This is a genomic window from Nocardia sp. NPDC006630 (assembly GCF_040611495.1).
Classification (GTDB): Bacteria; Actinomycetota; Actinomycetes; order Mycobacteriales; family Mycobacteriaceae; genus Nocardia.
Genome location: NZ_JBEXOK010000020.1, coordinates 67903 through 88785, shown reverse-complemented (window position 1 = coordinate 88785; position 20883 = coordinate 67903). Strand labels below are relative to the sequence as shown.

Here is a 20883-nt window from a genome sequence, read left to right as displayed (position 1 = left end):
GGCTCTAGTCGCGGTCCGAGTTCGCCGCGAGCGCGTTTGCGCCGCCGACGATTTCCGTGATTTCCTGCGTGATTCCGGCCTGGCGCAACGAGTTCGCGGTACGGGTCAGTGAATTCACCAGATCCGTAGCGTTATCGGTGGCCGCCTTCATCGCGGTGCGGCGCGCAGCCGACTCCGATGCCGCTGCATCGAGCAGCGACGAATAAATCCGGGTGTTGATGTACTTCGGCAGCAGCGCGCCCAGCAGGACATCTGCATCCGGCTCGAACTCGTACTGTGCGACCGGATCCGAATTGCCATCCGTGAAGCTGTCTTCGCCCAGCTCGTAGTTCTCGTCCACGAAGCTCACCTGGATGGGCGCCAAGCGGCGCACCTCCGGGACCTGCGACAGCATCGACACGAAACGCGTGTAGACGATGTGCAGTTCGTCGACGCCGGCCATGGTGCCCGCCCCGTTGGGGGCCGGTACCTCGCCGTCGGCGCCCGCCATGAACGCCTCGACCAGGTGGTTGCACGCGGAGGACGCGTCCACGTAATTGGGCGACTGGGAGAACCCGGTCCACGAACCGTTCACCTCGCGGCGACGGAAGGTGTAGAAGGTCAGCCCCTTCGCGCCCATCACGTACAGGACGGGCTCTTTGCCCTCGGAGCGCAGCAGGGTCAGCAACTCTTCGGTGCGCTTGAGCACATTGGAGTTGTAACCACCGCACATACCGCGGTCACTGGTGATCACCAGGACTGCGGCACGACGCGCGTTCGGCCGCTCGGTGAGCAGCGGATGCGTGAGATTGCCACTGGCGCTTGCCAATTCGGCGAGCACCTTGGTGATCTCCTCCGCGTACGGCTTGGCAGCCGCGACCCGGGCCTGCGCCTTGCTGATTCGCGAGGTCGCGATCAGTTCCTGCGCCTTGGTGATCTTCTTGATCGAACTCACACTTCGAATGCGGGAGCGCAATTCGCGCACGCTTGGCATTAGCGGTTCACACTCCCTTCATTCGTCAAGTCAGACAGTCGCATTGGCTCGCCCGATTACTTCTCGACGTGCTTACGAGTGACGGACAGCGACTCGACCTCTTCGTGATCGAGCTTGCCGGCCTCGGCCTCGTTCACGACGCGGCTGCCGTCCGAAGCCAGGTAGCCCTGCTTGAACTTGTCGGTCGCGGCCTTGATCGCGTCCGCGGCGTCGCCCTCGATCTTCTTCGCGCCACCCTGGAGGGCGTCGAAGGAAGACTGCACGGAGCCGTGCAGGTACTCGAGCAGCTCGCCGTTGAAGCGGCGGATGTCGCCGACCGGCACCGAGTCGTAGTAGCCGGCGTCGACCAGGAACAGCGAAACGATCTGGTCCTCGACTGCGACCGGGGCGTACTGGTCCTGCTTGAGCAGCTCGACCCAGCGGCCACCGCGCTCCAGCTGCGCCAGCGAGGCCGCATCCAGATCGGAGGCGAAGGCGGAGAACGCCTCCAGCTCACGGTAGGAGGCCAGCTCCAGACGCAGCGAACCGGCGACCTGCTTCATGGCCTTGGTCTGCGCGGCGCCACCGACACGGGAGACGGAGATACCGACGTTGATGGCCGGTCGCACACCCTTGTTGAACAGGTCCGACTCGAGGAAGACCTGACCATCGGTGATGGAGATGACGTTGGTCGGAATGAACGCCGACACGTCGTTGGCCTTGGTCTCGATGATCGGGAGCGCGGTCATGGAACCGGCGCCCAGCTCGTCGGACAGCTTGGCGCAACGCTCCAGCAGACGCGAGTGCAGGTAGAAGACGTCACCCGGGTACGCCTCGCGGCCCGGCGGGCGGCGCAGCAGCAGCGAGATGGCGCGGTAGGCCTCGGCCTGCTTCGACAGGTCGTCGAAAACGATCAGAACGTGCTTGCCCTGGTACATCCAGTGCTGGCCGAGGGCCGAACCGGTGTACGGCGCAAGCCATTTGAAGCCGGCGGAGTCCGACGCGGGGGCCGCGACGATGGTGGTGTACTCCATTGCGCCGTGCGCCTCGAGGGCAGCCTTGACGCCCGCGATGGTGGAACCCTTCTGACCGATCGCGACGTAGATGCAACGCACCTGCTTGGTCGGATCGCCGGTGGCCCAGTTGGCCTTCTGGTTGATGATGGCGTCGATGCAGACCGCGGTCTTACCGGTCTTGCGGTCGCCGATCACGAGCTGACGCTGGCCGCGGCCGATGGCGGTCAGCGCGTCGATCGCGGTGATGCCGGTGGCCAGCGGCTCGCCGACGGGCTGGCGCTCCAGCACGGTGGCGGCCTGCAGCTCGAGCACGCGACGCTCTTCGGCTTCGATATCGCCGAGGCCGTCGATGGGGGCGCCCAGCGGGTTGATGACGCGACCGAGGAACTTGTCGCCCACGGGGACCGAGAGCACGTCGCCGGTACGGCGGACCTGCTGGCCTTCCTCGATGGTGTCGAACTCACCCAGGATGACGGCACCGATCGCGGTGTCCTCCAGGTTCAACGCGACGCCCAGCTTGCCGCCGGGGAATTCCAGCAGCTCATTGGACATCGCGGACGGGAGGCCGCTGATGTGGGCGATACCGTCGCCGGTGTCGGTGACCACACCCACTTCCTCGATGGAGGTCTCCGGGGTGTAGCTCTGGGTGTAGCTCTCGATCGCGCTACGGATCTCATCGGGGGAGATCGTCAGCTCCGCCATGTTCTTCCTGCTCTCGCTGTGGTCTCGAATGTCGGTGTGTTGATGGCGCGCTCTGCGCACTGCCCGGCTCGCCGGGTTAGGCCAGGGACTGGCGCAAGCGCTGCAGCCGGCCGATAGCGCTGCCGTCGATCACGTCGTCGCCCACGTGCACGACGACACCGGCCAGCAGGCTCGGGTCTTCCTGCACGTGCACCGTGACGGGCTTGTCGTAGATTCGCTGCAGCGAAGCAGCGAGCTGCTCACGCTGCTGCGTCGTCAGGGCCGACGCGGAGCGAACATGCGCCACGATCTCGTCCCGGAGCGATGCGGCCAGGTCGGACAGATGGTCGAAAGCCTCGCCGATATCGCCCTTCTTGCTGCGAGCGACGGCCTGCTGGACCAGCTCCAGGGTGATGTCCTCGACCTTGCCCGTGAGCAGGCTCTGCACCAGTTCACGCTTGGCCGCGACCGGCTGCCCGTGATCGGTCAGTGCCTGCTCGAGATCGGGGTTGTCGTCGACGATCCGGCCCAGCCGGAACAGCTCGTCCTCGACGGCGCCGAGGCGGCCGCGATCCTCCGCGGCGCGCAGCAGCGCTTCGCGGCCGAGCAGCACCAGGCTGTTGACCAGATCGCGGGCACGGGACCAGTCCTGGGCCACCGCGGTGATCAGCACCGCCTGCGTGGCCGCACTGATCTTGCCGCTGAAGAGGCGTTCGGCCAGCTCGGCGCGGGCAGAGCTGGACACCGACTTATCCGCGAGCGCCACACGCAGCGAGCGCTGGTCGTCGAGGACGGCGACAACGGCGAACAGTTCGGAGCCCGTCGTGGCCGCGACTGTGTCGCTTCCGGTCAGAGCGGACCGAAGAGCTTCCCGCGCACGGGAACTCGCCTCGCGGCTCGCTGCGTACATGCTTCCCACTTTCGGTTCGTTACCTTCCGACCCCGATGCCGGCGGTCGAATCCAGCTCCGAGAGGAACCGGTCGATCGACGCCGACTGCTTGGCCTCGTCGGCCACCGACTGACCGATGATCTTCTCGGCCAGATCGACAGCGGTACGGCCGAGCTCGGACCGCAGCTCGGTCACGATCTGCTGGCGCTGTGCCTCCAGCTGATGGTGACCCGCGGCGACAATGCGGTCGGCCTCGGCCTGTGCGTCCGAACGCAGCTGCGCGAGGATGGTCTGGCCCTGCGTGCGGGCCTCCTCACGGATGCGCGCAGCCTCGAGGCGAGCCTCGGCCAGCTGCTCCTGGTACTGCTGCAGGGTGGCCTGGGCCTCGGCCTGCACGGCCTCCGCCTTGGCGATACCGCCCTCGATCTTCTCCGAACGCTCGTCCAGCACCTTGGTCAGGCGCGGAATCACGTACTTGGCGAAGACGAAAGCGATAACGATGAAGACGACAGCAGACCAGAAAATGTCATACGTCTTCGGGACGAGAGGATTGATGTCCTCCTCGGCCGCGAGCAAATACATGCTGTTCATCGTTGATTCCTAGTCTTATGCCGGAATCAGAAAATGAAGCCGGCGACGAGACCGATCAGTGCCAGGGCCTCGGTGAACGCGATACCCAGGAACATGGTGGTCCGGATGGTGCCCTGCAGCTCGGGCTGACGGGCGATGCCCTCGATGGCCTTACCGACCACGATGCCTACACCGATGCCGGGGCCGATCGCGGCCAGGCCGTAGCCGATGGCGCCGTAGCCCTTAACCGTAGGAGCAGCGTCTGCAGCCAGGGTCGCGAAGGTGCTCATGTGTGTCTCATTCCCTTTCTGTCGCCCACCCGCCGGGCGGCGTGTAAGGCAGGTTTTGGTGTTGTACCGGTCGGTCAGTGTGAGTCGGCGTGCTGCGCGAGACCGATGTACACAGCGGTCAGCAGCGCGAACACGTACGCCTGCAGGAAGATCACCAGGAGTTCGAAGAGTGTGAAGCCCAGACCCGCGAGCAGCGAGAACGGGGAGAACACCTTCATCCAGGGGACGGCATCGAACAGGAAGAACTGAGTGGCGCTGAAGAACAGCACCAGCATGATGTGGCCGGCCAGCATGTTCGCCATGAGTCGGACGGTCATGGTGAAGGGGCGGAGCACGAAGGTCGAGATGAACTCGATCGGAATCAGCAGCAGATGCAGTGCCGGAGGCACATTCGGCACCACAATGCTCGAGCGCATGTATTTCAAGAAGCCGTACTTCTTGATACCGACGTAGTTGAACGTCAGGTAGGCGACGACGGCCAGCACCAGCGGCATACCGATGCGCGCGTTCGACGAGATGTTCAACCCCGGAATGATGCTGGAGAAGTTCAGGAACAGCACGGCGAAGAAGATCGAGGAGATCAGCGGCAGGAACTTCTTACCGGTTTCCTTGCCCAGCACCTCGTCACAGATCTGTTCCTTGACGAAGACCAGACCGGTTTCCGCGACATTCTGCAGTCCGCGCGGAACCAGCTGCGGCCGCCGGAATGCCGCGAACATCACGATCAAGAGAACGGCCGCCATCACGATGCGAATGAGCATCAAACGGTCGAGCTCGAAAGGCGTCCCCTCGAACAGCACTGCTGGAGGGAAGAAGTCGTTAAGCGACGGCGCGTGGAACTCGCCCGCCAAAATGGTGACGCTCAGCGTTCTCTCCCGTGGTCGGGCCGCAGGGAATTCTTTCCCTGCGGTTCGATCGGACATTGACGATCTGGTGGTCGACTCAGGTCGGCTCGAAGTTCGTCAGCAGCTGAGGGGCTCTCGCCCGGGCGTCTGTACGCGCGTCGGCGACATCGTCGACGGTGCAGAACCAAAACCCTAAGGGTCTGGTACGGCAGTAAGCATAACCTGCTCTCAGGCGGGTCTCAGGTGACCCCCCCCTTGTGCTTCGGTCGGCTACAAGTAAAGAGTTTATCAAGTTATCTACGACAACGTGTAGGGGGTGGCCCAAACAGTTCGTGAACGGTGTCGCGAGCTAGAGCTCGCGTTCCACCTCGACGGTCGGAACCCGTTGCCGCAGAAGGCCGTACGTCTCCGCACCCAGCACGATGAGCAGGGCTCCCACGACCGTGAAGAAGAGCGCCCCGGAGCTGTAGAAGTCGAATTTCTTGAGTACGGCGATCACCACGACCGCCAGCAGCAGCTTGCCGACCCAGCTGCCGAGCAGCACGATGCCCTGCAAACCGGACTCGAGCCGCGCGCTGAAGAGCACCGAGGCGGCGGTGGTCAGAATGAAGCCGCCGCCGAGGGCCGCGCCCAGCAGGGCGCCCCACAGACCGGGCATTCCGGCGATGATCGACGACAGGATGGCCGAAACCACCACCAGCACAGCCAAACCCATCAGGCCGTAGCGCAGAGCCGCCCGCAGCGGGGCGTCATGATCGGGGGTAGAAGGCGTGCTCACGTCAACGAACTCTACCGGGCCGCGACATCCGGACCTCGCGGCGGTTTGCGCGCGGCCCGGTCCGTCAGCTCCCGCCAGGACGGCACCGCGGTGACGATCAGGGCGAAAACCAGGCCCGCGGCGAACAACAGCACCACCACGGTGCGATCCATCAGCGAGGTGCCGACGGCGCCGAATGCCAGCACGCTCACCCACAAGTAGATGAGCAGTACGACGCGGCGATGCGAATGGCCGATCTGCAACAGGCGGTGATGCAGATGCATTTTGTCGGGAGTGGAGAAACTCACACCGGCGCGCACGCGGCGCACGATGGCAAGAACAAGATCAAGTACCGGAATGAACATCACGGCGCCCACCAGCAACAGCGGTGACAACAGACCCACGATGTCGCGCGGGCCGTAACCCTGCAGCGGAATTCGGCCGGAAGCGCCGGTGGAGATCGCGGCCAGCATCAATCCGATCATCATGGAACCGGAGTCGCCCATGAAAATTCGCGCGGGCTGGAAATTGTGCGGAAGAAATCCGAGACAGCCGCCCGCGAGCGCCGCGGCCAGCAGTGCGGGCGGATAGGTGTCGGTCGCGCCGCCCACTTCGTAGAGCAGGCCCGCGGTGAACACGAACACCGCGATCGAGGCGATGAAACCCAGACCCGCGGCCAAACCGTCCAGGCCGTCCACGAAATTCATCGCATTGATCATGACGACGGTGATGCCCACGGTCACCAGACCGCCCTGCAGCGGATCCAGCACCACCGTCTCATTGGTGAAGGGGTTGTAGATGGCGACCCAGCTCAGGCCCATCACCGCCATCACGCCCGCGGCCGTCACCTGGCCGACGAGTTTGGTCAGCCAGTCCAGGCCCCAGCGGTCGTCGATGATGCCGACCAGCACGATGAGCGTGCCCGCTGCCAGCACCGCCGGAATGTCCTTGGGATAGTCGAATCCGCGGCGCAGCGCCGGGAGCTGATGCGCGAACAGGACGGCGATCAGCAGACCCAGATAGATGCCCACACCGCCCATGCGCGGAATCGGCTTCACATGCACATCGCGCTCGCGCGGTACCGCCACCGCACCGAAGGCGATGGCCGCCACCCGGATTCCACCGGTGCACAGGTAGGTGACCACCGATGCGACGAACAGCACCAGCAGCAGCTCCCGCAGCGGGACGACCGCGCCCTGGCTGAATACGCCCTGACTCAACAGCATCTATCGGGCCGTCACCGCGTGCTCTGGGACAGCAGTTCCTCCGGCGACATACCGAGGACCTCCGCGAGCTTGTCCGTGGGCACGGCGCCCTCGCGCAGAATGCGCGGGGCATCGGAGGTCAGATCGACGATGGTGGAGGCGAGGCCGTGCTCGGCCGGTCCCCCGTCGAGATACACGCCGACCAGATCGCCCAGCTGCGCACGCGCCTCCGCGGCGGTGGTGGCCGCCGGCTGCCCGGACACATTGGCGCTGGAGACCGCCAGCGGGCCGACCTCGCGCAACAACTCCAGCGCGACGGGGTGCAGCGGCATCCGCAGCATGACCGTCCCACGGGCGTCACCCAGGTCCCAGGCCAGCGAAGGCGCCTGCTGCACAACAAGACTCAGCCCGCCGGGCCAGAACGCGCGAATCAGGTCGCGCGCCTGCGGGCGCACCGAGAACACCAATCCGTCGATGGTGGTCCACGAACCCACCAGCACCGGCACCGGCATATCCCGCCCGCGCCGCTTGGCGGCCAGCAGCGCACTCACAGCCTGGCTGTCGAACGCGTCAGCGGCCAGGCCGTACACGGTATCGGTCGGAATCACAGCCAGCCGCCCCGATTTCAGCGCACTCCGCGCCGCGATCACTCCGGCGGCGCGAGAATCGGAATCGGCACAGTCATAGACGGTACTCACGCGCAACATCTTGGCACGGAACCTCGGGCCACCCATCGCCGCGGCAGCCTTAACCCGAGGAACAAGCACAAAAAGACCCTCGCGGGGTTTCGGTTCAGGTGCGCCGGGCGACCACGAAGCGGGGTTTGCCTGCCAGGTCCGGGTGTTCCAGCACCGCGGCGAAGGCGCCTTCCGCCGCGAGAAGAGCAGCTACGCCGGAGCCGTTGGTGTCGTCGTGTTCGATGGCGACCGTGCCGCCGGGGCGGAGCAGGCGGGCGATAGTGGGGATCATCGGGCGGATGACGTCCAGGCCGTCGGGGCCGCCGAAGAGGGCGCGGTGCGGGTCGTGGTCTGCCACTTCGGGATCCAGCTGCGCGGATTCCGGGATGTAGGGCGGATTGGAGACGACTACGTCCACGCGGCCGTCGAGTTCTTCCAGGAGCGCGGGATCTGCGACATCGCCGGATTGCAGATCGATGGGGGTGTCGCCCTCGTCCGCCAACTGCAGGGCATTGCGGCGGGCCCAGGCCAGCGCCTCGGGATCCAGCTCCACGGCGTACACCTGGGCATCGGGGCGGGCGTGCGCAATGGCCAGGGCCAGGGCGCCCGAACCGGTGCACAGATCCACCACGACGGGCTGATGCTCGTGGCCGAGGGCTTCGAGTTGCCCCAGCGCCCAGGCGAAGATCAGTTCGGTTTCCGGGCGCGGAATGAAAACGCCCGGGCCCACGGCCAAATCGATCTCGCCCATGGCCGCCGTGCCCGTGAGATGTTGCAGCGGAACACGTTCCGCGCGGCGAGCAACGAGCTTGCGGAACTCCTCGAGCTGATCGGCGGTCACCACCGGGACCAGGGCAAGACGCATACGATCGACGCCGAGCACATGTGCCGCAAGGTATTCCGCATCAGCCCCGGGGCTGTGCACCCCGGCCTCTCGCAGGATCCCGACGGCCTCGAGAATCACTGGACGCAACGGCGCGCGGCTCGGCACCGCCGCCCCTGGACTTCTGCCGACCACTTGGGTGCCTCAATTCTTTCATTGCGGACCTCGATGAGGTGCCACACGAGATCTCTGGGCGTCCCCCGGAGTTTCCCAGATCCGGGACCCGAACAACCCTGATTCGGGACGGGACAACTGATTTCGTGAGGATATGGGTAACTCCCCGGGTACCCCCGAAACAGGTGCGGTATCAGACCGCACCACGCGTGCTCGAGGTCCACGGCTCCCAGCCGCGCGCCGAAGTTCCGGGGAGGCGGTACAGGAGGCGGTACAGCCTTACTCCGCGGCGAGGCGGGCGGCGCGGTCGGCTTCGCCGAGGGCGGTGAAGAGGTCGTCGAGGTTGCCGTCGAGTACCGAATCCAGATTGTGCGCCTTGAAACCGATGCGGTGATCGGCGATGCGGTTCTCCGGGAAGTTGTAGGTGCGGATGCGCTCGGAGCGGTCGACGGTGCGGATCTGGGTGGCGCGGCCGGCGGCGGCCTCCTGATCGGCCTGCTCCTCGGCGAGCGCCTGCAGCCGGGCACTGAGCACCAGCATGGCGCGCATCTTGTTCTGCAGCTGCGAGCGCTCGTTCTGGCAGGTCACCACGATGCCGGTGGGCAGGTGGGTGATGCGGACGGCGGAGTCGGTGGTGTTGACGCCCTGACCGCCCTTACCGGAGGAGCGGTAGACGTCGATGCGCAGATCCTTGTCGTCGATCTGCACCTCCTCGACCTCGTCCGGCTCCGGGTAGACGAGCACGCCGGCCGCCGAGGTGTGGATGCGTCCCTGCGATTCGGTGACGGGCACGCGCTGTACGCGGTGCACACCGCCCTCGAACTTCAGCTTCGACCACACACCGTCCAGGGACGGCTCCTTGGCCTTGATCGAAATGGTGGCTTCCTTGTAGCCGCCCATATCGGTGATATTGGCATCGAGCACCTCGACCTTCCACCCGTGCCGCTCCGCATAGCGGATGTACATGCGGGCCAGATCGGAGGCGAACAGCGCCGACTCCTCGCCGCCCTCACCCGACTTCACTTCCAGCACAACATCATCGGCGTCGTGCGGATCGCGGGGGGCGAGCAGATCGGTGAGCGTCTTCTCCAGCTCCTCCACCTGCGCGCGCAGTCCGGGCACCTCGGCCGCGAACGACGAATCGTCGGCGGCGAACTCCTCGGCGGCAGCGAGATCGTCCCGGGTGGAGGTCAGCTTCTTGTGGGCCGACATGATCGGGGCGAGTTCGGCGAAGCGCTTGCCCACCCGCCGGGCCGCGCCCGGGTCATTGTGCAGCGCGGGATCGGACAGCTGCAGTTCGAGGCCGCTGTATTCGGCCAGAATGTCGTCGATCGCGTTGGGGGCTGTTTTGTCAGCCATCGCGGTTGCTCCTCGGGTAGGGCTTACAACTAGTTTCCAGGCCACTCCAACCCCTCATGTTCGCGGCCCGTCTCGTTCTGGACTGAGTGGAGCGGGGGAGCGAAGCGGAGGAGCGGAGGGAGGGAAGAACGAGACTCCCGGGGCCGCGAACCCGCCGCAGCGAAGCGGAGGCAGAAAATGCAGCGACGCCCGGCCTGCTGAGTGCAGGACGGGCGTCGACAGGGTAGCTAGTTGGCTTCGCTGGCCTCGGGGGCCTTCGACGCACGCTTGCCGTAGCGCGCCTCGAAGCGAGCCACGCGGCCACCGGTGTCCAGAATCTTCTGCTTGCCCGTGTAGAACGGGTGGCACTGGGAGCAGACCTCGACCGTGATCTGGCCCGACTCCTTGGTGCTCTTGGTCTGGAAGGTGTTGCCGCAGCCGCACACGACCGTCGTATCGACGTACGTGGGGTGAATTCCTGCCTTCATGGTGTCCTTTCGAATAGTCCCGGGTCGCCTTCATGAAGACGTGAACCGGAACCGACTAGGCATGGTTGCCGACTGACCACTATAGACGTCGAGGGGTCACCACTTATTCCAGGCCTCCCTGCGACCACACCGCACCGCGGGAGCGCACGCCGGTCAGCACACGTCGCAGTACGGCGGTGCGTTCCAGAGTCCCAGCCCCTTCAACAGGGCCATGGTGTTGTAGTTGAGGATCGCGTTCAGAAGGCCGGAACCGGTATCGACGGTGCCATAGGGGATCTGGGCGCTACCGGCGGCTGACCCACTGAGGGCCGATGAGGCCGATCCACTGAGGGCCGATCCCGAATCGGCCGTGGCCTGTGGAGTCCCGGCGGAGGCGACGGCTGAGCCACCCACCAGGCCGACAGTGACGACCGCTGCGGCAATCACTGTTTTGAGTGTGCTGCGCATAACATATCCCCCAAACTGAAGTATGAGCTTTTCAGAATAGCGGGAAAGGGGCTCACACCGGGGCAGATCCTGCAAATGAGGGGCCGGAAAAATCCTTCGAGGCCAGATAATCCTCACGGCTCGCTCTCAGGGATCCGCATCCGAACTCCCAGCTGGGACACAGCGAAGCGGGCTTATGGTTAGTTGGGCGCCCCGGAGTTACCCCCCCAAGAAATTATGGGCACGCACGTTCACAGTCCTCGAGCCAGGCTGAAGACGAGTAGTTCGCTACTCGGGAATGCGAACACCGTTGTTCATAGAGTAGTGCGAGGTGAGAACCTGCGCCTACGGGAAGGACAGCTGTGAACAGGAAAGAAGCCACTGCGGGGGCGGTGCTGGGACTGCTGGCCTTGATCGTTGTCGCGGGCTGGTACACGGTTCCGGGGGAATCCGCCGCCGCGGTGGGGGGCCAGACATCGGCCACCACCCCACCTGCGGGCGATGGCACGCTGACCTACACCGCGGTCAATATCTCCGATATCCCGGCCGGTGCTGTGACAGCAACCATTCTGGCTTTCATGATCATCGGCGCGGCCCTGATCGGATTGTTCTTCTACAGCCCGCGCCCGGTGCGGATACGACAACAGCCCCGCCGAAGCGGGGCTGTTGTCGATGCTCCTGCGCCAGAGACTTATTCGTCGATGGCGTTCGGGGCGGTCTTGGAGACCGTCATCAGGAATTCGGCATTGCTCTTCGTCTTCTTGAGTCGATCGACGAGCAGGTCGATGGCCTGATGCGAGTCCAGACCCGACAGCACGCGCCGAAGCTTGTGCAGCACACCGGCTTCGTCGGGTGACATCAGCAGATCGTCGCGGCGGGTGCCGGACGGGTTGACGTCGACCGCCGGGAACACGCGGCGCTCGGCAATCTTGCGATCGAGCTTGAGCTCGGCATTACCCGTGCCCTTGAACTCCTCGAAGATCACCGTGTCACCGGTGGAACCGGTCTCGACCATCGCGGTGGCGATAATGGTGAGCGAGCCACCGTTCTCGATATTGCGGGCCGCGCCGAGGAACCGCTTGGGCGGGTACAGCGCGGTGGAATCCACACCACCGGAAAGGATTCGGCCCGACGCCGGGGACGAGTTGTTGTACGCACGGCCCAGTCGAGTGATCGAGTCGAGCAGTACGACGACGTCCTGACCCATCTCCACCAGCCGCTTGGCCCGCTCGATGGCGAGCTCGGCGACGGAGGTGTGATCGCCCGGCGGGCGGTCGAACGTGGAGGCGATGACCTCGCCGCGCACGGAGCGCTGCATATCGGTCACTTCCTCGGGACGCTCGTCCACCAGCACAACCATGAGGTAGCACTCGGGGTTGTTGACGGCGATCGCATTCGCGATGTCCTGCATGATCGTGGTCTTACCCGCCTTGGGCGGGGACACGATCAGCGCACGCTGACCCTTACCGATCGGCATGATCAGGTCGATGATGCGCGTGGTCAGCTTATTGGGCTGAGTTTCCAGGCGCAGTCGCTGATTCGGGTACAGCGGGGTCAGCTTCTGGAATTCCGGACGGCGCTTCGCGGATTCGATATCCGAACCGTTGATCGTGTCCAGGCGCACCAGCGGATCGAACTTCTGCCGCTGATTGCTCTGATCACCGTCGCGCGGAGCACGCACCGCGCCGGTGATGGCGTCACCGCGGCGCAGGCCGTTCTTGCGGACCAGGTTCATCGACACGTACACATCGTTCGGGCCGGCCAGATAGCCGGAGGTGCGAACGAAGGCGTAGTTGTCGAGCACGTCGAGAATTCCGGCGACCGGCTGCAGGACATCGTCCTCGCGGATCTCCAGTTCCCGGGTCTCCCGGCTGCTGATGGCTTCACCCGCACCCGGCACGCCATCGCGGTCACGCCCACGACGACGCTCCCGGAAGCGACGACCCCGGCGGCCGCGGCCGCCTTCCTCGTCGTCATCGGCAGCGGCGGCGCGGTTACGGTCGCGGTCGTTGTTATTGCCGCCGCGAGCGGTGCCGTTCTGGTTGTTCTGCTGGTTCTGGCCGCCCGACTGCTGATTGTTATTGCGCTCGCGGCGACGCTCACCACCCTCCTGCTCCGGCTTCGACTCGCCGGCGGAGGTCTCCGCGGGAGTGGAAGTGGTCTCGGCAGTGGCATTGGTGTTCGCATTGGCATTGCTGCCGTTGGCGACCCGCTGCTCGCGGCCCCGACGCTGGCGACCGCGGCCGCGCTGGCCACCGTCCCGGCTGTCGTCGCCGCCCTCGGCGCGAGCGCCGTCGTTCTCGTCCCGCTTGGCCTCACGCGGCTCAGCGGACTTTTCGGCGGAGTCCTCCCGGGTGGGCGCGGCGTTGTACGCCGGAACCTCGGCCTTCACCCGGACATCCTCGGCCTTGGTGGCAGAGCTCTCAGCCTTCTCCACCTTCGCGGAGGCGTTATCGGCCTTCGCGGAAGAATTCTCGGCCTTCGCCGGAGCGGCAGCAGCCGTCTCGGACTCCCCGCCGGTTTCGCCCTTGCCCTTGGCATTTCGCGCGGTGGTGGCCTTGCCGACCACTGCGACAGCCTTGGCGCCGCCGGATTGATTCTCCTTGATGGCGGCGATGAGATCACCCTTACGCATCCCGGAAGTCCCTCGAATACCGAGTTCTCCCGCAAGCGCACGCAATTGCGGCAACAACATTCCAGTCAGCCCCGATCGTGCGACGTCAGTGTGTTCGCTCATCTTCGAAATCTGTCCGGAGTCACTTTCGCGATCCGAGGAGGTTGAATCACTTTCCACCCCGGGTGTCGCGAGCAGGTCCGTATCTGTCACGGAAATCCTTTCCTTCCCTCGACTGCCGTGTGCCTGTTCGAGGGTTCCTCCTGCAGTCCGGTCGTATGCCGGACTCGGATGCCGTACCGCGCGGCGCGCCGGGGCGATGGGTGTACCAGCGCGTGGGCTTCGCCACCGAGTGAAAAGGTGGGAGAGATCATTCCAGTGAACTGGCTACCCCCAAGTTTCGAGCCTCAAGCCTCGAGCCTGAGCAAGGAGCCTCTGGAGCGATTTGCCCTGATGAAGCACCGGCGTCTGACGCGCACGATGTACGGACTCGCTCAGGATAGCTCCCACCCTTTACATCGGCAAGGCAGGCGCGCTGTCAATCGACCGATACGCCTTCGGCGATGCCCGGCTCCAGCACGCGCAGGCCGTCGGCGAGCGCGAGTTCGTGCAGTTCCGCAGGGAATTCGCTGGTCCCGAGGGCCAATACGGTGGGTCCGGCGCCGGACACGGTGGCGGCGATTCCGGCTTCGCGCAGCCGGTCGATCCACTTGGTGGTGAGCGGTAGCGCCGAGGCCCGGTAACCCTGGTGTAGCCGGTCCGCGGTGGCGGGGAGCAGCAGGTCAGGGCGCTGCGTCAGGGCGATGACGGCCAGTGCGGCCCGGCTCGCATTGAACGCGGCGTCCACGTGCGGCACCGTCGCGGGCAGCAGTCCGCGGGTATGCGCGGTGGAGGAGTGCTCTTCGGGAATCAGCACCACCGGGCGCAGCGACGGATGCGGCACGACACGCACCGCGCGGTACACGCGCGGGTTGTGGTCGGTCGCGCCGTTCACGACGGCCGGATGGTCGGTTTCGGTCCAGGACACCACGATTCCGCCCAGCACACTGGCGGAGGCATTGTCGGGATGACCTTCGAATTCCGAGGAGAGCTGCACCATGACGTCATCGCCGTAGGCCAGTCCCGCATCGAATTTCGCGGCCAGGCCGCGGCCGGCGGCGAGACCGCCGACCACCGCCGAGGCCGAAGAGCCCATACCTCGCGAATGGGGAATCACGTTGCGGCACACCACGTCCAGGCCGTCCGCCCAGACGCCCGCGGCCTGCAGACCACGTTCGATGGCCCGGACCACCAGATGTGAAGGGCCCCAGGGCACGTCGTCGGCGCCCTCACCCTCCACCCGGATGGTGAGCCCGGAGTCCGTGGTGGACACCGTGATCTCGTCGTAGAGCCCCAAAGCGATTCCGAGAGAGTCGAAACCCGGTCCCAGATTCGCGCTGGAAGCCGGAACCCGCACGGTGACGGTGAGTCCCGCGGGCAGGGTCCGGCTGATGACCTGCTGGGCGTCGCGCGAATTCAACTCAGGCCAGCTCGAGTGCGTGCGCCACGGCGATCGGGTCGACCTGGATGGGCTTGATCTCGGGCATGCCCGCGAGCGCGTTGTCCGGATCCTTGAGACCGTTGCCGGTCACGGTGCAGACCACGGTCAGGCCCGCGTCCAGCCAACCCTCCGCGCGGGCGGCCAGCAGACCGGCGACGGACGCCGCGGAGGCGGGTTCGACGAATACGCCCTCGGTGGCCGCGACCAGGCGGTACGCCTCGAGAATCTGCTCGTCGGTGGCCGCCCGGAACGCGCCGCCGGACTCCTCCTTGGCCGCCATCGCCTGATTCCAGGACGCGGGCGCACCGATTCGGATTGCGGTGGCGATGGTTTCGGGATCCTTCACCGGCGCGCCGTGCACCAGCGGAGCCGCTCCGGCCGCCTGCACACCGAGCATGCGCGGGCGCGCCCCGATGATGCCGTCGGCGAAGTACTCGCTGTAGCCCTTCCAGTACGCGGTGATGTTTCCGGCATTGCCGACCGGAAGCACGTGCACATCCGGGGCCTTGCCGAGCACGTCCACGATTTCGAAGGCGGCGGTCTTCTGGCCCTCGATGCGGAACGGATTGACCGAGTTCACCAGGCCGACCTCGGGGAATTCCGCGGTGACCTTGCGCGCCAGTTCCAGGCAGTCGTCGAAATTGCCCTCGACCTGAATGATCTTGGCGCCCAGCATGACCGCCTGGGCCAGCTTGCCCATGGAGATCTTGCCCTGCGGGATCAGCACCGCGCAGGACAGGCCCGCGCGGGTGGCGTAGGCGGCGGCCGAGGCCGAGGTATTGCCGGTGGAGGCGCAGAGCACGGCCTTCTTACCGCTGGCCTTGGCCTCGGTCATGGCCATGGTCATACCGCGGTCCTTGAAGGAACCGGTCGGGTTGGCGCCCTCGACCTTGAGGTACACCTCGCACCCGGTCAATTCCGACAGGTGCGTGGCGGGCACCAGCGGGGTGCCGCCCTCGAACAGCGTGACGGGTTCCCAGTCGGCGCCGAGCGGCAGCCGATCCCGATACGCGGCGATCAGGCCCGGCCACGGGGTGGCGGCGCCTTTTTCGGCCGCGGCGCGCGCTGTCGTACTCATTCCTCGGTGCCTTCCAATCTCAGAACACTGGTCACGGATGTGACGGAGTCCAGTTCGGCCAACGCGGCCACGGTATCGGCCAGGGCCGATTCCAGCGCGTGGTGGGTCACCACAACGAGGCGTGCGCCCGCATCATGGCCTTCCTGGCGGACCGTCGAGATGCTGACCCCGTGCTTGGCGAATTCGCCCGCGACCGTTTCCAGTACACCTGCACGGTCTGCGACCTGCATGTTCACGTGGTAGCGGGTGGGGGTATCACCGACCGCGGCGATCGGCAGCTCAGCATAAACCGACTCACCCGGGGCACGGCCACCGTAGAACTTGTTGCGTGCCGCCATGACCACATCGCCCATGACTGCCGATGCGGTCGGCGCGCCGCCGGCGCCCTGCCCGTAGAACATCAGGCGGCCGGCGTTCTCCGCTTCCACGACAACGGCATTGAAGGCGCCGCTGACCGAGGCGAGCGGGTGCTTGCGCGGAATGAGGGCCGGGTAGACGCGCACGGAGACGCTCTCCTTGCCGTCCTCGCCGCGGACGCGCTCGGCCATGGCCAGCAGTTTCACGGTGCAGCCGACGGCGGCGGCGGTCTCCAGATCCTCGGAGGTGATCTTGGAAATACCCTCGCGATAGACATCGGCCGAGGTCACGCGGGTATGGAAGGCGACCGAGGCGAGGATCGCGGCCTTGGCGGCGGCGTCGAAGCCCTCCACATCGGCGGTCGGGTCGGCCTCGGCGTAGCCCAGGCGGGTGGCCTCGGCGAGCACATCGTCGTAGTCGGCGCCGGTTTCGGACATGGCCGAGAGGATGAAATTGGTGGTGCCGTTGACAATGCCGACCACCCGGTTCACCCGGTCACCGGACAGCGACTGGATCAGCGGGCGCAGCACCGGGATCGCACCGGCGACCGCGGCCTCGAAGTACAGGTCGGCACGGTGGGACTCGGCGGCGCCGGCCAATTCGCCGGTGTGATCGGCGAGCAGCGCCTTATTGGCGCTGACTACGGACTTGCCGGCGTCCAGTGCGGTCTTGATCAGCTTCCGGGCCGGATCAATGCCACCCATGACCTCGACCACGATGTCCACATCGTCACGCAGGACGAGGCTTTCGGCATCGGTGGTGAGCAGCTCGGGCGCAAGACCGCGGTCCTTGGAGAGATCGCGGACCGCGACCCCGCGCAGCACCACGGGGGCGCCGACGCGGTTGCAGAGGTCGTCGGCGTTCTCGCGAATGATGCGGACCACCTCGGTGCCGACCGTGCCCATGCCGAGGACCGCGATTCCGATCGGGTGATCCGATCCCCACACGCCGTTCTTGGTACTGGCTACTACCTCGGTCATGCATTCACCTCCAAGCTGAGTAGGTCCTCCACCGTTTCGCGGCGAAGAATCAAGCGCGCCTTGCCGTCTCGCACCGCGACCACGGCGGGCCGGGTGAGCAGGTTGTAACGGCTCGACATCGAGTAGCAGTACGCGCCGGTTGCCGCCACCGCCACCAGGTCACCCGGGCCGACATCGGCCGGGAGCCAGGTATCGCGAATGACGATATCCCCACTCTCGCAATGCTTTCCGACCACCCGAGCGACGACGGGCGCGGCATCGCTGGAACGCGACACCAACCGGCAGTCGTATTCGGCCTGGTACAGCGCGGGCCGGATATTGTCGCTCATCCCGCCGTCGACGCTGACGTAGCGACGACGAGCGCCCGCATCGAGCACCACATCCTTGGTGGTGCCGACCTCGTACAGGGTGACGGTGCCCGGTCCGGCGATGGCGCGGCCCGGCTCGACCGCGATGGTCGGCACCGGCAGGCCCGCGCGGGCCGCCTCTTCGGCGACGATGCGGCGCAGGCTGGACGCGAACTCGTCCAGCGACGGCGGATCCTCGTGCGGCAGGTACGAAATACCCAGGCCGCCACCGAGATCCAGCACATTGATCTGCGCGGCGCGCTCGACGCCGAACTTGTCCACGGCTTCGCGCAGCAGGCCGAGCATGCGGCGGGTGGAGATCTCGAAGCCGTCGATCTCGAAGATCTGCGACCCGATGTGCGAATGCAGCCCGACCATCTTGAGATTGTCGGATTCGAAGACCCGGGCAATGGCCTGCATGGCATCGCCGCTGGCGATGGAGAAGCCGAACTTCTGATCCTCGTGCGCGGTCGAGATGTACTCGTGGGTGTGCGCTTCCACACCGACCGTGACCCGGACCAGCACGTCGACGACCTGACCCGCGGTCTTGGCGATGGCTTCCAGGCGTTCGATCTCGATGAGCGAGTCGAGCACCACGTGGCCGACCCCGGCCGCGACGGCCATTTCCAGCTCGGGCACGGATTTGTTGTTGCCGTGCAGCGCGATTCGCTCGGCCGGGAAGCCGGCGTGCAGCGCCACCGCGAGCTCACCGCCGGAGCAGACATCCAGGTGCAGGCCCTCGTCGCGGATCCAGCGGGCGATCTCGCCGGACAGGAAAGCCTTGGAGGCGTAGTGAACTCGCGAGCCCTCACCGAAGGCGCGGACCATATCGCGGCAGCGCGAACGGAAGTCGTCCTCGTCGATGACGAACAGCGGGGTGCCGAACTCGGCGGCCAGCTCGTGCACCGGCACGCCCGCGAGGTGCACGACGCCGTCGGCATCGCGAGAGGCGTTGCGCGGCCACACATTCGCGGGCAGATCGATCATCTGCTGCGAATTCTCCGGGCGCTCAGGCAGATTCTGCGTGGGCGGGATGTCCGCGTGACGGGGACCAGCGGGATGTGCACTCATTTACATACGCTCCGGAGCAGAGACGCCTAGCAGCGCGAGGCCGTTGGCGAGAACCTGACGGGTGGCTTTGACCAGCTCGAGACGAGCGGCGTTTCGGGGGGTCACGGGTTCGTCTCCCATGGGGAGTACCCGCATTTCCCTATCGGACTGGAAGGGGTGGTACACCCCGGCCAGCTCTTCCAGGTAGCGGACTACGCGGTGCGGCTCACGCATTTCCGCGGCGGTGGCCACCACGCGCGGGTATTCACCGAGCGTGCGGATGAGCGCACCCTCGCGGTCGGCGGTCAGCAGACTCAAATCCACCGGCACCGAAGCGAAATCGAACGCCTCCGCGTTCTTCATGATGTTGCAGGTGCGCGCGTGCGCGTATTGCACGTAGTAGATCGGGTTTTCGGTGTCCTGCTTGGTCCACAACCCCAGATCGATATCGATGCTCGAATTCACCGAGGACCGCACCAGCGAGTACCGCGCGGCGTCCACGCCGATGGCCTCGACCAGATCGTCGAGGGTGATCACGGTGCCCGCGCGCTTCGACATCTTCACGGCGGCACCGTCTTTGACGAGGTTCACCATCTGGCCGATGAGCACCTCGACGGTGTTCGGATCGTCGCCGAAGGCGGCCGCGGCGGCCTTGAGCCGGCCGATGTAGCCGTGGTGGTCCGCGCCCAGCATGTAGATGCACAGGTCGAAGCCACGCGCGCGCTTGTTGTGGAAGTAGGCGATATCGCCGCCGATGTACGCCGAATTGCCGTCGCTCTTGATGACGACGCGGTCCTTGTCATCGCCGTACTCGGTGCTGGCGATCCACCAGGCGCCGTCCTTCTCGTACAGCTTGCCCGAGTCCTTGAGCTCCTCGATGGCCTTCTCGACCGCACCGGAGGCGAACAGCGAACTCTCGTTGAAGTACACGTCGAAGTCGACGCCGAACTCGTGCAGGTTCTGCTTGATCTGCGCGAACATGAGCTCGACGCCTTCGCGGCGGAACAGTTCGTGCTGCTCGGACGCCGGCAGACTCAGCGCGTCCGGGTTCGCGGCGACGATCGTGTCGGCGATCTCATTGATATACGCGCCCGCGTAGCCGTCCTCCGGCGTCGGCTGCCCGGTGGCCGCGGCGACCAGCGACCTGGCGAAGCGGTCGATCTGCGCGCCGTGATCGTTGAAGTAGTACTCGCGGGTGACGGCAGCGCCCTGCGTGGACAGAATCCGGCCGAGCGCGTCACCGACGGCGGCCCAGCGGGTGCCGCCCAGGTGGATCGGCCCGGTCGGGTTGGCGGAGACGAACTCCAGGTTGATCTTCTGACCGTGCAGCACGTCCGCGGTGCCGTACTTGTCCCCCGCGGCCAGGATGTTCTCGATGATCGCGCCCTGCGCGGCCTTGGCCAGGCGGATGTTCAGGAAGCCCGGGCCCGCGACTTCGGCGACGTCGATGCCCTCGGCCTGACCCAGCGCCTCGGCGAGCAGATTCGCGAAATCGCGCGGGTTCATTCCAGCCCGCTTACCTACCTGCATGGCCACATTCGTGGCATAGTCACCGTGCTCGGGGTTACGGGGACGCTCCACCTTGACCTCGTCGGGCAGGACCGCAGGGTCGGATCCGCGTTCGACAAGTACCTTCGCAGCGGTTGCGCGAAGGAGATCTGCAAGGTCAGCTGGAGTCACGAGTAACTATCCTATGGTCTGAGCAGGTGAACGCCGCGAGCGGGCACCTACCGGGCAGGCGCCCAGCAAACGATGCGGCCGCATCGTTTGATTGTCCGATACGTC

At 65.9% G+C, this 20883-nt stretch carries 20 protein-coding genes; 1 reads left to right on the top strand and 19 read right to left on the bottom strand.

All coding sequences use genetic code 11. The features are described from left to right. Positions 1 to 4: 4 nt before the first annotated feature. From ABZX86_RS38805 to ABZX86_RS38745, 13 genes are all read right to left on the bottom strand, one after another. On the bottom strand, positions 5 to 973 hold the full coding sequence (locus ABZX86_RS38805; protein ID WP_327144011.1) for a F0F1 ATP synthase subunit gamma: 969 nt from the start codon (positions 971 to 973) through the stop codon (positions 5 to 7). 56 nt (positions 974 to 1029) lie between these two features. After that, the gene (gene atpA / locus ABZX86_RS38800) at positions 1030 to 2670 is read right to left on the bottom strand and encodes a F0F1 ATP synthase subunit alpha (protein ID WP_327144010.1); all 1641 of its coding nucleotides are present in this window, start codon (positions 2668 to 2670) and stop codon (positions 1030 to 1032) included. Positions 2671 to 2746: 76 nt separating this feature from the next. Next, a complete protein-coding gene (locus ABZX86_RS38795) occupies positions 2747 to 3559 on the bottom strand; it encodes a F0F1 ATP synthase subunit delta (protein ID WP_355131213.1) in 813 nt (270 codons plus the stop codon). Positions 3560 to 3578: 19 nt separating this feature from the next. Continuing rightward, positions 3579 to 4130, bottom strand: a complete 552-nt coding sequence (locus ABZX86_RS38790) for a F0F1 ATP synthase subunit B (protein ID WP_355131211.1) — start codon at positions 4128 to 4130, stop codon at positions 3579 to 3581. A gap of 26 nt (positions 4131 to 4156) precedes the next feature. Beyond that, the gene (locus tag ABZX86_RS38785; protein WP_297618568.1) at positions 4157 to 4399 is read right to left on the bottom strand and encodes an ATP synthase F0 subunit C; all 243 of its coding nucleotides are present in this window, start codon (positions 4397 to 4399) and stop codon (positions 4157 to 4159) included. Between the two features lie 74 nt (positions 4400 to 4473). Beyond that, on the bottom strand, positions 4474 to 5322 hold the full coding sequence (atpB, locus tag ABZX86_RS38780) for a F0F1 ATP synthase subunit A (RefSeq protein WP_297618571.1): 849 nt from the start codon (positions 5320 to 5322) through the stop codon (positions 4474 to 4476). A gap of 271 nt (positions 5323 to 5593) precedes the next feature. Next, positions 5594 to 6022 (bottom strand): hypothetical protein, encoded by a 429-nt coding sequence (locus ABZX86_RS38775; RefSeq protein ID WP_327144007.1) that lies wholly within the window; start codon positions 6020 to 6022, stop codon positions 5594 to 5596. Between the two features lie 11 nt (positions 6023 to 6033). Beyond that, positions 6034 to 7227 carry an MraY family glycosyltransferase gene (locus ABZX86_RS38770; protein WP_297618577.1) on the bottom strand — a complete coding sequence of 398 codons (1194 nt, stop codon included), beginning with the start codon at positions 7225 to 7227 and terminating at the stop codon, positions 6034 to 6036. An 11-nt stretch (positions 7228 to 7238) separates the two neighbouring features. Continuing rightward, positions 7239 to 7904: an L-threonylcarbamoyladenylate synthase gene (locus tag ABZX86_RS38765; RefSeq protein ID WP_327144005.1), complete on the bottom strand. Its 666-nt coding sequence runs from the start codon at positions 7902 to 7904 to the stop codon at positions 7239 to 7241. Between the two features lie 94 nt (positions 7905 to 7998). Continuing rightward, complete coding sequence (prmC, locus tag ABZX86_RS38760; RefSeq protein WP_355131207.1) at positions 7999 to 8874, bottom strand: peptide chain release factor N(5)-glutamine methyltransferase; 876 nt, start codon at positions 8872 to 8874, stop codon at positions 7999 to 8001. Positions 8875 to 9159: 285 nt separating this feature from the next. Then, complete coding sequence (gene prfA, locus ABZX86_RS38755; protein WP_327144003.1) at positions 9160 to 10239, bottom strand: peptide chain release factor 1; 1080 nt, start codon at positions 10237 to 10239, stop codon at positions 9160 to 9162. A gap of 227 nt (positions 10240 to 10466) precedes the next feature. After that, positions 10467 to 10706 (bottom strand): 50S ribosomal protein L31, encoded by a 240-nt coding sequence (rpmE, locus tag ABZX86_RS38750; protein ID WP_297618589.1) that lies wholly within the window; start codon positions 10704 to 10706, stop codon positions 10467 to 10469. Between the two features lie 153 nt (positions 10707 to 10859). Further along, positions 10860 to 11153, bottom strand: coding sequence for a hypothetical protein (locus ABZX86_RS38745; protein ID WP_355131205.1), 294 nt, complete (start codon positions 11151 to 11153; stop codon positions 10860 to 10862). A gap of 341 nt (positions 11154 to 11494) precedes the next feature. On the opposite strand from ABZX86_RS38745, the gene ABZX86_RS38740 reads away from it, so the two are divergent. Continuing rightward, entirely contained in the window at positions 11495 to 11926 is a 432-nt protein-coding gene (locus tag ABZX86_RS38740) for a hypothetical protein (protein ID WP_355131203.1), read from the top strand. Here ABZX86_RS38740 and rho read toward each other — a convergent pair. The 6 genes from rho to argS all read right to left on the bottom strand — a co-directional run bounded on the left by rho (position 11824) and on the right by argS (position 20778). Beyond that, on the bottom strand, positions 11824 to 13959 hold the full coding sequence (rho, locus tag ABZX86_RS38735) for a transcription termination factor Rho (protein WP_355131201.1): 2136 nt from the start codon (positions 13957 to 13959) through the stop codon (positions 11824 to 11826). The genes ABZX86_RS38740 and rho overlap by 103 nt on opposite strands. A 325-nt stretch (positions 13960 to 14284) precedes the next feature. Beyond that, on the bottom strand, positions 14285 to 15238 hold the full coding sequence (thrB, locus tag ABZX86_RS38730) for a homoserine kinase (RefSeq protein WP_327146415.1): 954 nt from the start codon (positions 15236 to 15238) through the stop codon (positions 14285 to 14287). Positions 15239 to 15266: 28 nt separating this feature from the next. Next, the gene (gene thrC, locus ABZX86_RS38725; RefSeq protein ID WP_355131199.1) at positions 15267 to 16364 is read right to left on the bottom strand and encodes a threonine synthase; all 1098 of its coding nucleotides are present in this window, start codon (positions 16362 to 16364) and stop codon (positions 15267 to 15269) included. Beyond that, positions 16361 to 17701: a homoserine dehydrogenase gene (locus tag ABZX86_RS38720; RefSeq protein WP_355131197.1), complete on the bottom strand. Its 1341-nt coding sequence runs from the start codon at positions 17699 to 17701 to the stop codon at positions 16361 to 16363. The genes thrC and ABZX86_RS38720 overlap by 4 nt, the downstream gene beginning before the upstream one ends. Continuing rightward, complete coding sequence (gene lysA / locus ABZX86_RS38715; RefSeq protein ID WP_355131195.1) at positions 17698 to 19119, bottom strand: diaminopimelate decarboxylase; 1422 nt, start codon at positions 19117 to 19119, stop codon at positions 17698 to 17700. The genes ABZX86_RS38720 and lysA overlap by 4 nt, the downstream gene beginning before the upstream one ends. Continuing rightward, on the bottom strand, positions 19120 to 20778 hold the full coding sequence (gene argS / locus ABZX86_RS38710) for an arginine--tRNA ligase (protein WP_355131193.1): 1659 nt from the start codon (positions 20776 to 20778) through the stop codon (positions 19120 to 19122). It abuts the gene before it with no gap. Between the last annotated feature and the right edge of the window lie 105 nt (positions 20779 to 20883).

Bases quoted from the DNA above. Each gene is read 5' to 3' on its own strand.
- prfA (WP_327144003.1), bottom strand. From the start codon at position 10,239: ATGGCTGACAAAACAGCCCCCAACGCGATCGACGACATTCTGGCCGAA.
- ABZX86_RS38795 (WP_355131213.1), bottom strand. From the start codon at position 3,559: ATGTACGCAGCGAGCCGCGAGGCGAGTTCCCGTGCGCGGGAAGCTCTT.
- atpA (WP_327144010.1), bottom strand. From the start codon at position 2,670: ATGGCGGAGCTGACGATCTCCCCCGATGAGATCCGTAGCGCGATCGAG.
- lysA (WP_355131195.1), bottom strand. From the start codon at position 19,119: ATGAGTGCACATCCCGCTGGTCCCCGTCACGCGGACATCCCGCCCACG.
- ABZX86_RS38805 (WP_327144011.1), bottom strand. From the start codon at position 973: ATGCCAAGCGTGCGCGAATTGCGCTCCCGCATTCGAAGTGTGAGTTCG.
- rpmE (WP_297618589.1), bottom strand. From the start codon at position 10,706: ATGAAGGCAGGAATTCACCCCACGTACGTCGATACGACGGTCGTGTGC.
- ABZX86_RS38785 (WP_297618568.1), bottom strand. From the start codon at position 4,399: ATGAGCACCTTCGCGACCCTGGCTGCAGACGCTGCTCCTACGGTTAAG.
- ABZX86_RS38745 (WP_355131205.1), bottom strand. From the start codon at position 11,153: ATGCGCAGCACACTCAAAACAGTGATTGCCGCAGCGGTCGTCACTGTC.
- ABZX86_RS38770 (WP_297618577.1), bottom strand. From the start codon at position 7,227: ATGCTGTTGAGTCAGGGCGTATTCAGCCAGGGCGCGGTCGTCCCGCTG.
- ABZX86_RS38720 (WP_355131197.1), bottom strand. From the start codon at position 17,701: ATGACCGAGGTAGTAGCCAGTACCAAGAACGGCGTGTGGGGATCGGAT.
- ABZX86_RS38790 (WP_355131211.1), bottom strand. From the start codon at position 4,130: ATGAACAGCATGTATTTGCTCGCGGCCGAGGAGGACATCAATCCTCTC.
- thrC (WP_355131199.1), bottom strand. From the start codon at position 16,364: ATGAGTACGACAGCGCGCGCCGCGGCCGAAAAAGGCGCCGCCACCCCG.
- atpB (WP_297618571.1), bottom strand. From the start codon at position 5,322: ATGTCCGATCGAACCGCAGGGAAAGAATTCCCTGCGGCCCGACCACGG.